A 13,357-nucleotide genomic window follows, 5' to 3' on the forward strand; every position below is an offset into this window, starting at 1 on the left:
GCCCGTTCAACTGTTTGGCCGATGACTCACTCTCCGAAGAACCGTAGCAGTATAGTGCTGGCAGTTGTCGTGCTGGCGCTGTTTTCAGGAACGGCCGTGGCGCAGGATATGCCCCGCGTGCGGCGCACCATCGAAACCCTCACGGCCCCCGCCATGCACGGCCGCGGCTACGTGAGCCAGGGCGAGCAGAAGGCCGCCGCGTACCTGCGCCGGCGTTTTCAGGAGCTGGGTCTGCAGCCGCTGGCCCCCGACTACACGCAGTCCTTCACGCTCGATATTAACACGTTTCCGGGCCGGCTGAAGCTGGAGCTGAGTCTGGGCATGCTGCGCTTTCCGGTGTTCGGCCATTCGCGGCCGTTGCGCGCCGGTACGGAGTTTATTGCCGCCCCCAATTCCGGCAGCGGGCACGTGGGTGGCCCTTTCTCCGCCGTGCCCATCGTCCGCCTCGATACCTTGGTGTTCACCGATGCCGCCGCCCAGCAACAGCTGCTGCGCCGCCGCTGGTACGCCGGCGGCTACGTGCTGCGCGCCGCCGACGAGCGCCGCCTGCCCCAGCTGCCCCAGCCCCTCCGCCAGCACCTCGATTCCGCCGCCCTGCGCCTGACCCTGGTGCCGAAGCTCACGGCGTCACTGGCCTCAGAGCAGGTTCCGCAGATGCGGCTGCAGGTGCTGGACTCAGTGTGGCGCCAAGCGGAATATCGGGGGCCTGGCAACCTTGCCGCGACGGTGGAGGCGCGCGTAGACGCCGAGCTCAAGCCGCAGTATCCCACCCAGAACATCGTAGGCTTCGTGCCCGGCCGCCTGCAGCCCGACTCGTTTCTGGTGGTCACGGCGCACTACGACCACCTGGGCCGCATGGGTGCCCGCACTTACTTCCCCGGTGCCAACGACAACGCCAGCGGCACGGCCATGCTCCTGGAGCTGGCCGCCCACTACAGCCGCCCCGAAAACCGGCCGGCCTATTCGGTGGTGTTTCTGGCCTTCGGGGCCGAGGAAGCCGGGCTGCTGGGCTCGCGCTACTTCGTGGAGCACCCGCTGGTACCGCTGGCCCGCATCCGCTTCCTGCTGAACCTCGATTTGGTGGGCACCGGCTCGGAAGGCGCTACCGTAGTGAATGGCCGCACCCTGCCCGCGCAATTTGCCCGGCTGCAGGCCCTCAACGCCCGCCGCCAGGCCCTGCCCGGGCTGGCCGCCCGCGGCCCGGCCGCCAACTCCGACCATTTCCCCTTCTCCGAGCGCGGTGTGCCCGCCTTCTTCCTCTACACCCGCGGCGGCCCCACCGCCTACCACGACGTGCAGGACCAGGCCGCCCCGCTGCCGCTCACCGCTTTCCCCAATCTATTCGGACTGCTCCGCGAGTTTCTGGATGAATTGGGCGGCAGATCTGCGCAATAGCTATTGGCGGCTGCAGTCCGCCACTATAGGTTGTTGTCCACACTCAATAGGCTACAAAAGAGAACTCCTGCAACCACTGGCGCTGGGCCAGTGGTTGCAGGAGTTTCAACTGCTGGAAAGCAGTGAGGGCTTAGCCGTTCGTTTTGAACGAGCTCATGATCTGCTTGGCTACCGTTTCCCACTCCGGCTTCTGGCGGTCGGCGCAGGTGAAGGTGCACATGAGCAGCTTGCCTTCCACATCAGTGAAGAAGATCAGCTGGTATACCTCGTGGCCCAGCTCAGGCTTCATCAGCTCGAGGTAGCCCACTTTGCGGCCGCTTACTTCCTTCACGCCGTTGGCAAACCATTTGGCCTCCTTGAACTGCTTGGAGTAGGTCTTGTAGAAGTTGTCGGCATACATGTCAATCATGTCCTGATCGGCAGTATTGTCGGTGTAGGTGAAGGAGATGCTGGCCTCCTTGCTGTTGGTGTAGATAACGCTCGGGCGGCTCTGGGCTTTAGCGTAGTTAAAGTCCATCTGCTGCTCGCTCATCACCTCGAATCCTTTCGGAATCAGGATTTCAACCCGCTCGCTGAGCACACGCTTCTTGATCAGTTCAACCTCAGCGAAAGGACGAAAAGCCGTCAGCAGCAGCATCAGGCACAAAGAAACCGGCAAGAGTATTACTTTTTTCATATACATGGGGCTGAAAAAAGATGAAAATCAACTTAGGTTTTTACGACAGACTGATCATCAGGTAGTCTGTTCGGATAACACAATTTACGCAGGAAACCCTGAGTAGCAAATGATTTGTGAAAAAAATAATTATCCCGGATTAACACAGTTCGCCGGAAAGTGGCTCTGTTGTGTGCTTAGGATACTTATTCGGGCAAAAAACAGCGAAAAGAAAGAAAAACTTAATTTCAACTCGCCTGAAAATATCAGTTGTTTATAGCAATAATCCTATGCAGGATTTTATTGCCAAAGTTCAAAACTGCCGGGTGGTGTGAGCGGGACGCAGCTACAGGATGTTGTTGATTTGCTCCTTGATCTTTTCCAATTCCTCTTTCATGCCCACAACCAAATGTTGTACAATGGAGTCATTGGCCTTGGAACCGATGGTGTTGATTTCCCGTCCGATTTCCTGCGAAATAAACGCTAATTTCTTGCCGGTGGGCTCTGGCAGATAGACCGTTTCGGTGAAGTAGTGCAGATGGCTGACCAACCGCACTTTTTCCTCGGCGATATCCAGCTTCTCGATATAGTAAATCAGCTCCTGCTCGAAGCGTGAGGCATTGAACTGCTCACTGGAGGCCAGGTCAGCGAGGTGGGAGCGGAGCCGTTCGCGCACCTGCTCCACGCGGTGCGGGTCGTGGCGCTCTATCTCGGCCAGCTGAATGCGGATGCTGTCGAGGTAGCTCAGGATTTCAGTGGTAAGCGTCTGGCCTTCGGCGCGGCGGAATTCGTTGGCGCGTTCCAAAGCTTCCAGCACCAAAGGCTGCAGTTCATCCCATGTTACTTCGTCTTCTTCCTCTATAGGAGCTGCGGCTGCCTCCGTAGGGAGCCGTAGGGCGCCGGGCAGGGCCTTGGCAATGGCCGTGAGCTGCTCCAGCGAAGCACCGGTGCGGGCGCTTAGCTGCATCAGCTCTTCATAGGCCAGCTGCAGCACGGGTTGGTTTACTACAGTGCTTTGGCTGCCGGTGGCGCGCACCCGCAAAAAATCGAAGTTCAGGTTCACCTTTCCGCGCACCAGGCTCTTAGCTACCAGGTTCCGGATTTCCAGTTCCTTTTCCTGGAGGAAGCGTGGCAACCGAAGAGTTAAGTCCAGTGACTTGGAGTTCAGGGATTTAACTTCGACGGTGGCGGAATAACGGTCGGTGTCGCGGTGCGCGACACCGTAGCCGGTCATGGACTGGAGCATAGACGAACAGGGTAAAACGGCCGCAAAAGTAATGGTTTGTTTCAGAATGTGAGATACTTACCTGCGAGGTAACATAAGCATAACGCCCGCGCAATATTCGCATAACAGGCTCCCGGTAGCTTTGCAGTGCAAACAAAAACTACCTGTATGCCCCGTTTTTTAGTCTTGATTTTCAGCTTGTTGTTTAGCACACTGGCGCTGGCTCAGCAAGGCTCCCTGGTGGGCAAAGTGGTGGATAAAAAAACCGGTGAAGGTGTCATCGGAGCCACGGTGCTGGTGACGGGCACTACGCAGGCCGCCCCGGTAGATGTAGAAGGCCGCTACGAGCTGAAGCTGGATGCCGGCACCTACAACATCACCATGACCTACATCGGCTATAAGCCGCTGACGTTTCCGGGCATACAAGTAAAGGTCGGCCAGCCAACTACGCTCAATGGCTCGATGGAAGAAAACTCCACGGCCCTGGGCGAAGTAACCGTGACCGGCCAGAAGCAAACCGGCACCGAGGTAGCCATGATCCAGGACCTCAAGAAAAGCGAGGTGGTGGTGAGCGGCATGAGCAACGACCAGATTGTGAAAAGCCTGGACCGCGACGCGGCCGAAGTGGTGAAGCGCATTCCGGGTGTGACCATCCAGAGCAACAACTTCATCGTGATTCGGGGGCTGGCTGAGCGCTACAATACAGTGCTGCTGAACGATGCCCTCACGCCTTCGGCCGAGGTAGACACCCGCTCGTTTTCGTTTGACATCCTGCCCAGCTCGGTGATTGACCGGGTTCTGATTTTCAAGTCGGGCTCACCAGAGCTGCCGGGCGAGATGGGCGGCGGTGTGGTGAAGGTATACACCAAGAACAGCGTGCTGGAAAATTCCACCAGCCTGAGCCTCTCGGGCTGGGTGCGCAGTGGCACCACGTTCAGCAACAACTACATGACCAGCGCCCGTAGCAGCACCGACTGGCTGGGCTTCGACAACGGCAAGCGCGCCCAACCCGACGGCTTGCCCGACGGCTTGGTAAAGCGCAGCGGCCAGAACGCCACGCCCGCCGACCAGCTGACGGCCATCAGCCGCTCTTTCCGGAGCACTACCTGGCTGCCCCAAATCGGGCGCGCCATGCCCGACCTGCGGGCTTCGCTGGGGCTGAACCGCCGCTTCGAACTGGGCTCGGTGTATCTGAGCAACGTAACGTCGCTGTCGTACTCCAACACGCACGAGCAGTACCAGATCCAGCGCAACCGCTACATCAAGGAAATTGACGAAGCCACCGGGCAGAACACAGCTGCTTATCTCTATAATGACGAGCGGGCCCTGACCAGCATGCGGCTGGGCATCATCCACAACTGGCAGGCACGCATCAACAACCGTAACCGAATTGAATTCCGCAACTTCCTCAACCAGTACGCCACCGATGAGGTAGTGCACCGCACGGGCACCAACCGCGACGGGTTTGAGCGCGACGACTACGCTTTGCACTACCAGAGCCGCACCATCTACTCGGGCCAGCTGCAGGGCTCGCACGACTTGGGCACCAATGAGCATACCACGGTATCGTGGTCAGGCGGCTACAACTACGTGTTCCGCGACGAGCCTGACTACAGCCGCTACACCAACTCCCGTAACCTGGAGTTCAACCAGCCTTACTCCGTCAACATCCCCAACGAGGGCAATATCACGGAGGCCAGCCGCTTCTTCTCTACGCTCAAGGAAAACACCTATATGGGCAGCGGGCAGTGGGAACGCCGCTTCTCGGGCCGCGACACCACCCGCGCCAACCAGTTCAAGCTGCGGGCTGGCTTCTACGCCGAGTATAAGGAGCGCGACCTGCGCAACCGTTACTTCTCCTTCATCCGGGGGCAGCGCTTCAACCGCGCCGACCTGCTGGGCTTGCCCATCGACCAGATATTTGCGCCGCAGAACCTGGACGCCGTAACGGGCTTCACGATTGACGAAGGCACCCGCCCCGAAGACCGTTACACCGCCGACAATACGCTGGTGGCCGGCTACGTGGGCGTGGTAGCGCCCATCTCTGATAAGTTCAATCTCTCGGGTGGGGTGCGCGTGGAGTACAACCGCCGCCGCCTCGACGGGGCCGCCGACTATAAGGAGGTGCGCACCATTCCGATGCCTTCGCTGAACGCCACCTACAACTTCAACGACCGGTCGTTGCTGCGCCTGGCCGGCAGCGTGACGGTGAACCGCCCCGAGTTCCGCGAAATCGCGCCGTATCAGTACTACGACTTCACCACCAACTCCATCATCCTCGGCGACTCGACGCTGAAAACGGCCACGATCTACAACGGCGACCTGCGTTACGAGTTCTACCCGTCGCGCTCCGAGATGCTGTCGTTCGGGGTGTTCTACAAGTACTTCCGCGACGCCATCGAGCAGGTGACCTACAACCAGACCAGCACCCAGCTCTGGCGCACCTACCAGAATGCCGACCAGGCCTACGTGGCTGGTGCCGAAGTGGAAGTGCGTAAAGGACTAATTGATATTTCAGAAAATCCTTTTCTGCAGCGCCTGTCATTTGTGGCTAATGCTTCGCTGATCTACAGCCGCGTAACGCTGGCCGACAACGCTGCCAACAACGGCTTCGCGCTGTCGGGCCGGCCGCTGCAGGGCCAGTCGCCATACGTGGTGAACGTGGGCGCTTTCTACCAGGACACGGATGCCAAGTGGCAGGTGTCGGCCCAGTACAACGTTATCGGGCAGCGCTTCACCTTCATCGGCGACCAGACCCAGAACTTCTCGGTGATTGAGATGCCGCGCCACGTTATTGACCTGGCCGTGACCAAGGGCGTAGGCGAGCACCTGCAGATCAAGGCCGGTATTCAGGATTTGCTCAACCAGCCGTTCCGCCAGTTCTACGACTACGATTACAGCAGCAAGATCAGCTCGAACGAGCGGGGCTCGTTCGGCAACTACCGCCGCGGCACCTACTCCACGCTGGGTTTGATCTACAATTTCTAAACAATAAGGTAACACGCTCCTAACGAAACGATAACGCCCGCCGTGCTCCGGTGGGCGTTATCGTTTCAGACCTTCGCAGCACCAAGTCGCACCCTCCTCATCCATCCTTTTTGTATCGTCATGAAAAAGCTTGTACTCCCCATATTGTTGGCGCTTACCACCGTAGCAGCGGTAGCTCCGCTGGCTCAGGCCCAAACGACCTGCCCTGCGGCACCTACGGCCATCACGGTCCCGGCGACGATTTCGGCTAACACCACCTGGACCAGCAATAACGTGTACCTGCTTACGGACCGGGTATACGTAACCAACGGCGCCACACTGACTATTCAGCCCGGCACCATTATTAAAGGCTCGGGCCTGGGTACGCTGGTGATTGAGCAGGGTTCGCGCCTTATTGCCGACGGCACGGCTGCCCAGCCCATCGTGTTTACGTCCAACCAGCCCGCCGGCAGCCGCAACCGCGGCGACTGGGGCGGCATCGTGATTCTGGGCCGCGCGCCCATCAACCAGCCCGGCACGCCGGTAATTGAGGGCGTCCCCGGCCGTACTTTCGGTGGCACCGACCCCAACGACAACTCCGGTATCCTGCGCTACGTGCGCATCGAGTTTCCCGGCATCGCCCTCACCACCGGCAATGAAATCAACGGTCTGACGCTGGGCGGCGTGGGCGCGGGCACCATCATCGACTACGTGCAGGTATATGCCTCCGGCGACGACGCGTTTGAGTGGTTTGGCGGCACCGTGAATGCCAAGCACCTGGTGGCCGTAGCCGCCACCGACGACGACTTCGACACCGACTTCGGCTTCACGGGCAAAGTGCAGTATGCCGTGACCGTGCGCGACGCCGCGCAGTCGGACATTTCGGGCTCCACTGCCTTCGAATCGGACAATGACGGACAGGGCTCAGCCCTGACGCCCCTGACGGCGCCGGTGTTCTCCAACGTCAGCGCATTTCTGCAGAACGTGCCGGCCGTAACGCAGTTCACGCGCGCCATGCACTTGCGTCGCAACACCGCCATTTCCATCTTCAACTCGGTGTTCACCGGCTGGCCGCAGGGTTTGACGCTGGACGGCTCGGGGGCTCAGGCTAACGCCACAAGCGGCGCGCTGGTGCTGAAAAACAACGTGCTGGCCGGCATCACCACGCCCTACACGCAGCAGTCGGGCGGCACTTACAACGTGCAGGGCTTCTGGGAAGCAGCCGGCAGCGCCAACACCACGCTGGCTACTATTGCAGCCCTCAACCTGAATGCCGACAACTTCAACGCCCTCAACACCAACGGCACCCCGAACGGCGTGCCCAACTTCGTGCTGCCGGCTGCCTCGCCGTTGGTAAGCGGCGCGGCCTTCGCCGATGCCAAGCTGGGTGGCGGCTTCTTTGATAACGTGGCCTACCGCGGCGCTTTTGGCACCACCAACTGGGCAGCGGGCTGGACCAACTTCAACCCGAACTCCACCTGCTACAACCTCCCCGGCCAGACGCTGTCCAACAAAGCGGCTGCCGAGCAGATCCAGAGCCTGAGCGTGGCGCCTAACCCTACAGAAGGGGCCGCCAAGCTCTCATTTGAACTGAAGAGAGCCGGCGCCGTAACGGTGCGTGTGCTCGACGTGACGGGCCGCCAAGTGGCCTTGGTAGCCGACGCTAAGTTTGCAGCCGGTAGCCAAGTGGTGCAATTGCCCGCCTCGCTGAACGCCGGTCTGTACGTGGCCGCCGTCACTACCGAAGCCGGCACGCAGTCGGTGCGCTTCGTGGTGTCGAAGTAAGAACTTAACTACTCGCAAAAAAGCCTGCTCCAATGTGGAGCAGGCTTTTTTGGCGTTTACGGCCTGGGCCGAGTCCGCAAAGCCGCCGCCGGAATCCTGACCGAAACCTGTAGCTTGCGCCCCGATGAAGCTTCGCGTACTGATGCTGCCCAAGTGGTACCCTAACCGCTACGACGACCAGGATGGCGACTTCGTGGGCCGGCACGTGGCGGCCATTGCGCCCCACGCCCAGGTGGCCGTGCTGTTTGCCGCCGTAGCCCGCGGCCCGCTTGGCTCCCTCACCGAGTGCGACGCCGACCTGACCGGCCCCGTGCCCACGCTGCGCTACTACTACCGCGCCCGCCCCACCGGCCTGGCTGCGCTGGATAAGGTGCTGAAGCTGGGTTTGTACTTCTGGTGCTTGGGGCGCGGCTACCGGCAACTGGTGCGGCATTGGGGCGCGCCGCCGCAGCTGGTGCACGTGCACGTGCTGCTGCGCACCGGCCTGTTTGCGTGGTGGCTGCAGCTGACGCGCCGCATTCCGTACGTCATTACCGAGCACTGGACGCTTTATCTGCCCCAGAACGCGCACCGTATCGGGGCGCTGCGGCGGCACCTGACGCAGCGGGTGGTGCGGGCGGCGGCGGGGCTGAACACCGTGTCGAAGAACCTGCGCGGGGCGCTGGGTCAGCTGGGCATCCGTAATGCCCGCACGGTCGTGATTCCCAATGTGGTGGATACGGCGCTGTTCCGGCCAGCCGAGCCGCCCGTGGCGCGGCAGGGGCTGCTGCACGTGGCCGCCTTCAACGAGCAGGCCAAAAACCTGAGCGGCCTGCTGCGCGTGGTGGCCCGCCTGCGGCCTGCCCGCCCCGGCATCACGCTGCGCATTGCCGGCTACGGCCCCGCCGAAACCCAGCTCCGTCAGCTGGCCGCCGACCTGTGCTTGCTGCAGGATAACACGGTGACGTTTCTGGGCAAGCTCCCTACCCAAGCCGTGGCCGAAGAAATGCGCCGCGCCGCCTGCTTCGTGCTGTTCAGCAACTACGAAAACCTGCCCTGCGTGCTCATCGAGGCCCAGGCCAGCGGGCTGCCGGCCGTGGCCACCCAAGTCGGCGGCGTGCCCGAGCTGCTGCCCCCCGACGGCACCCGCGGCTTCCTGGTAGCCCCCACCGACGAAGACGCCCTCACCCAAGCCCTCACCAGCATCCTCGACCACCCCCAGCAGTTCGACGCCGCCGCCCTGCACCGCCATGCCGAGCAGCACTTCAGCCAGCAAGCCGTCGGCCAGCAGTTTGCAAGTTGGTACGATGTGGTTTTGGGTGATGAGGGGATGGAGTGATGAGGGGATGATGAGGACGTCATGCAGAGCGCAGCGAAGCATCTCGCGTGCTGATGTCTGCACCGAGTCGGGTGGCCGCAGTTGGCAAGCCGGGCCTTATGCGCTTACGACGACCGGCCCGACGGCTGAAATAGCCGCCGGACCGGAGCCTTCTCCACAACTGGGGTCAGCTACCTTTGTCACCTGTCACCTGTCACCTGTCACCTGTCACCTCATCACCTCATCACCTCATCACCTCATCACCTCATCACCTCATCACCTCATCACCACAACTTGATCCGCCGCATCTTCCACACGTTTGCTACCCGGTTGTCGTCGGCGCTGCTGAGCTTTGCGGTGGTGTGGCTGACGGCGCGCTACCTGGGCGCGGCCGGGCGGGGCAGCGTGAGCTTGTTCGTGACGGACTGCGCGGCGCTGCTGCTGTTCATTGGGCTGCTGGGCGGGTCGTCGCTGATATTTCTGGCGCCGCGCCGCAACGTGTGGCATCTGCTGGTGCCAGCTTATGGTTGGGCGGTGGTGGTGTGCACGGCGGGCACGGTGCTGGCTGGCGTGTTGCGGCCGGGGCCGCTGAGCTACCTGGGGCACCTGTGGGGGCTGGCGCTGCTGCAGGCGTTTCTGTCCATTAATATCTCGCTGCTGCTAGGGCGCAAGCAGGAAGCCGCCTACAACGCCCTCAACATAGCGCAGGTGCTGCTGCTGGCGGGGCTGTTGCTGCTGGCGTTTGCCGGCCTGGGCTGGCGTGCGGTGCCGGCTTACTACTATGCCGCGTACGCCGCCTACGCGCTGCCGCTGCTGGCCAGCTTCGGGCTGCTGCGCCGCCTGCCCGACCGGTGGGAGGGAGGCCGGAGCCTGCGCGAAACCACCCAAGAACTCAGCCACCACAGCCGTGGGGCGCACTTGTCCAACATCCTGGCTTTCGCCAACTACCGCCTCAGCTACTATTTCGTGGCGCACTTTGCTGATGCCCGGGCCGTGGGCGTGCTGAGCGTGGGCGTAGCCCTGGCCGAGGCCATCTGGCTGATTCCGCGCAGCGCCGCCCTCATCCAGTACGTCGACCTGGTGCACGCCGACGACAAGCAGGCCCAGCTGGCCCCAGCTCTGCGGGTGGCGCGGCTGGCGGTGCTGGCCACGGCCGCCGCCGTGGTGGTGCTGGCGCTGCTGCCGTCGGCGCTGCTGGCGGGCGTATTCGGGCCGGAGTTTGGGGCGGCGCGGCCGGTTATCGGGTGGCTGGTGCCGGGCGTGGTGGCCGTGGCCCTGAACGTGGCCTGCAGCAGCTACTTCGCCGGCCTGGGCCGATACCGTGTCAACAACTGGGCTACCGTGGTGGGGCTGGCCGTGACGGTGCCAGCCTGCTGGCTGCTGATTCCGCGGCTGGGCATTGCGGGTGCCGCCATGGCCACGTCTTTGTCGTACATGGCTTCCACGGCCTACCTGTTAGTGCAATTCCGTCAGGCTACCGGCACTGGCTGGGCGGAGTGGCTGCCCGGCCGTGCTGATGTGGCCTACCTGCGCGGGCTGCTGCGTACGCGCTAGCGGCCCGCTACGGGCTGCAGCGTTACCTCAAACCATTGTTCCGGGTCGCGTAGCGGTTCGGGGGTGTGGGTGGGCAGCGGGCGCGGCGAGTACAGCGCGCAGAGCGTGTTTTCCACCTGCACCAGCTGGCTGGCGGCGGAGGCGGGCAGGCCGTCGAGGATGCCGGCCAGCACTTCCCAGCGCGGCTCTCCCGGCTGGCGGCTGGCATCGTGCCACACCACCACGGTTTCCGGCCCCACCAGGTGCTCAAATACGCGGCGTGTGTCGGTGCGCACGGCCTCGTAGCGGTGGTCGCCGTCGATGAACACCACATCAAACTGCTGTCCCAGCGCCGCCAGATCGAAGGTGGCGGAGTTACCGTGCAGGTGCTGCACGTTGGGCAGCGGCCGCGAGAAGAAGCCGTGTAGGTCGATGTACCGCTCACTCAGCCCCAGCTCGCGCATCTCCGCCGCCGATAGATTCAGGGTGTGCACCGAGGCCGCTACCTCGGCCACGTTGGCGGCGCTTTCGCCGCGCCACGTCCCAATCTCGAAGTAGCGGCAGCCCGGCACCTGCCCGGCCAGGGCGCGCAGCAGCAGCAAGTCGGTAGGCAGGGAGCCGCCTTCGCGGAACGCAAACGGCCGCACGGTGTGCGTAGCGGTGGGGGAGAGGAAGTGCGTGAGCGGCACGGCTGGCAGCCCCTGGGCCGTGAGGCCGCGCTGCCCGTGGGCCCGGGCGCGCTGCTGCCAGCCGGCGGTATCGGCGGCCAGCACGTGGTTGAGCAGCCAGGGGTTGCGCACCAGGCTGGCCAGCCCGCGCAGGGTTTTGGTAAGACGGGACACAGGCAACGGATGAATGAGCTGCAAAGCTACTACGTCTGTTCGCACCCGTCTACTGAGGCGCAACAGCACTTCGTTGCTATGTGGCGCCGCTGCCTTGGGCTGGGCATATCGTAGAAAATATAGTAGTTATCGTGTATTTTATAAAACTGACAGACAGATAGTTAAATTGACAGGTGTTCTGCCTGTGCGCTAACCTAGTTTGTGCCGGCAGCCTTTTACTGGTCTTTCCTGTCTGCCCTGCTGTGCGACCCCACCGCCCGGGCACCTTCCGTTCTGCATGCCGGCTTCTCCTGACCTCGACGCCCTGCTGGCTTGTTGCCAACGCCGCGAACCGGCAGCGCAACGTGCCCTCTATGCTCGCTACGCCGCGCGCATGCTGGGGGTGGCGCGCCGGTATGCTACCTGCCTGGCCGAAGCCGAGGATATTCTGCAGGATGCCTTCGTGAAGGTCTTCGCGCACTTGGGCGACTTTCGGGCGGAAGGCTCGCTGGAAGGCTGGATCCGGCGCATCGTCGTCACGACGGCCATCAACCACTGGCAAAGCGGCAAGCTGCGCCGCCGCCACCAAGCCGCGCCAGAGCACCTGCCCGAGCCCGCCGTAGCTCCCGCTGCCCCCGACCGCCTGAACGTGGCCGAGGTATTGGCCTTGGTTGAGCAGCTGCCCGACGGCTGCCGGTTGGTTCTGCTGCTCTACGCCGTGGATGGGTACTCGCATAGTGAAATCAGCGAGCTGCTGGGCATTCAGGAAAGCACATCCAAAGCTCAGCTCAGTAAAGCCCGCAAACAACTACAACACCTCTATCAGCACCAGACCACCTTCCTGCGACTATGAGCTACGACGACCCCGAAGAAGAACTGCTGGATCAGCACCTGCGCGAAGTATTCAACGAGTTCGAACTGCCACCTGCTAACCGGGTGTGGCAAGGTATCGAAGGCCGGATTGGAGGTCTGCCCGGCACTGCTAAGTCGTTGATGCCACTGAAGCTGCTGCTGCCAGCCATTGCGCTGGCGGGCGTGGCCGTGGGATGGCTGCTGCCCCGGCCCACTTCCACAATGTCGGTTCTCAAGCCCGGTATGGTGCAAATGGCGCCAGTGCAGGCCGAGCGTCCAGCCCCTGTGCCGGAGGTGATGACCCCAGCAGCGCCAGCCTCAACCGGTTCCGTACCGGCTGCGGCTGCCCGCCCCAAGCCGCAGCTCCGGGCTGAGCCAAGCAACCTAAATGACCGGGCGGCACCCGTAGAACTGCTAACCTCCCAGCCCGCCACGCTGGCCATTGCCGCCGAAGCAACCTGTATTGTCTTGCCTGTATCCGAGGTTGACAGCAACATCTACCTGCCAACAGTGCCTCGTAGCAGCATGGCAGCAGCCACTCCTATAGCAGCAGATTCAGCACCAACCAGTGCCGCGCCCAAAGCAGAAGGCCAGCAGGGGTTTCACGCTGAATTTCGCCAGCCTACGCACCGCCGGGCCGAAAAGGGCCGTAGCATTCGGCGGCGCTTAGCGGCGGTAGGGCAATGGGCGCGGCATTTAATCAGTCCTCGCCGTGTCCGGACCACGGGCCAGCCCAACTTCTGAGCTACCCGAACGGTGCTTTAGTTGGGAGCTAAAAGTGTCCACAAGAAAAAAAGCCTGACTCTCAGCAGCCTTTCAGTGAGGAG

General features: G+C 62.3%; 10 protein-coding genes. 7 read left to right on the forward strand and 3 right to left on the reverse strand.

The window, feature by feature from the left end; translation table 11 throughout:
- Positions 1 to 21: 21 nt before the first annotated feature.
- Positions 22 to 1,395 (forward strand): M28 family metallopeptidase, encoded by a 1,374-nt coding sequence (locus N008_RS10350; RefSeq protein ID WP_071884517.1) that lies wholly within the window; start codon positions 22 to 24, stop codon positions 1,393 to 1,395.
- Between the two features lie 130 nt (positions 1,396 to 1,525).
- Here N008_RS10350 and N008_RS10355 read toward each other — a convergent pair whose 3' ends face one another.
- Both N008_RS10355 and N008_RS10360 read right to left on the reverse strand, forming a co-directional pair.
- Entirely contained in the window at positions 1,526 to 2,071 is a 546-nt protein-coding gene (locus N008_RS10355) for a DcrB-related protein (RefSeq protein WP_156109206.1), read from the reverse strand.
- A gap of 325 nt (positions 2,072 to 2,396) precedes the next feature.
- A complete protein-coding gene (locus N008_RS10360; RefSeq protein ID WP_044015787.1) occupies positions 2,397 to 3,296 on the reverse strand; it encodes a YicC/YloC family endoribonuclease in 900 nt (299 codons plus the stop codon).
- A 147-nt stretch (positions 3,297 to 3,443) separates the two neighbouring features.
- Here N008_RS10360 and N008_RS10365 point away from each other — a divergent pair, with 147 nt between their 5' ends.
- The 4 genes from N008_RS10365 to N008_RS10380 all read left to right on the forward strand — a co-directional run bounded on the left by N008_RS10365 (position 3,444) and on the right by N008_RS10380 (position 10,878).
- Positions 3,444 to 6,263, forward strand: a complete 2,820-nt coding sequence (locus N008_RS10365; RefSeq protein ID WP_071884518.1) for a TonB-dependent receptor — start codon at positions 3,444 to 3,446, stop codon at positions 6,261 to 6,263.
- Positions 6,264 to 6,383: 120 nt separating this feature from the next.
- Positions 6,384 to 8,027: a T9SS type A sorting domain-containing protein gene (locus N008_RS10370; protein WP_044015789.1), complete on the forward strand. Its 1,644-nt coding sequence runs from the start codon at positions 6,384 to 6,386 to the stop codon at positions 8,025 to 8,027.
- Positions 8,028 to 8,151: 124 nt separating this feature from the next.
- Entirely contained in the window at positions 8,152 to 9,345 is a 1,194-nt protein-coding gene (locus N008_RS10375) for a glycosyltransferase (protein WP_044015791.1), read from the forward strand.
- 273 nt (positions 9,346 to 9,618) lie between these two features.
- A complete protein-coding gene (locus tag N008_RS10380; protein ID WP_156109208.1) occupies positions 9,619 to 10,878 on the forward strand; it encodes a lipopolysaccharide biosynthesis protein in 1,260 nt (419 codons plus the stop codon).
- Here the strand turns inward: N008_RS10380 and N008_RS10385 are convergent.
- Positions 10,875 to 11,699, reverse strand: a complete 825-nt coding sequence (locus tag N008_RS10385) for a class I SAM-dependent methyltransferase (protein ID WP_044015796.1) — start codon at positions 11,697 to 11,699, stop codon at positions 10,875 to 10,877. The two genes, N008_RS10380 and N008_RS10385, sit on opposite strands and share 4 nt — an antisense overlap.
- A 277-nt stretch (positions 11,700 to 11,976) precedes the next feature.
- Between N008_RS10385 and N008_RS10390 the strand changes: the two genes are divergently transcribed.
- Together N008_RS10390 and N008_RS10395 are read left to right on the forward strand one after the other, a co-directional pair.
- Entirely contained in the window at positions 11,977 to 12,531 is a 555-nt protein-coding gene (locus N008_RS10390) for an RNA polymerase sigma factor (protein ID WP_044015798.1), read from the forward strand.
- A complete protein-coding gene (locus tag N008_RS10395; RefSeq protein WP_044015800.1) occupies positions 12,528 to 13,274 on the forward strand; it encodes a hypothetical protein in 747 nt (248 codons plus the stop codon). Before N008_RS10390 ends, N008_RS10395 begins: the two co-directional genes overlap by 4 nt.
- Positions 13,275 to 13,357: the final 83 nt, after the last annotated feature.

This window comes from Hymenobacter sp. APR13 (assembly GCF_000737515.1).
Taxonomy (GTDB): domain Bacteria; phylum Bacteroidota; class Bacteroidia; order Cytophagales; family Hymenobacteraceae; genus Hymenobacter.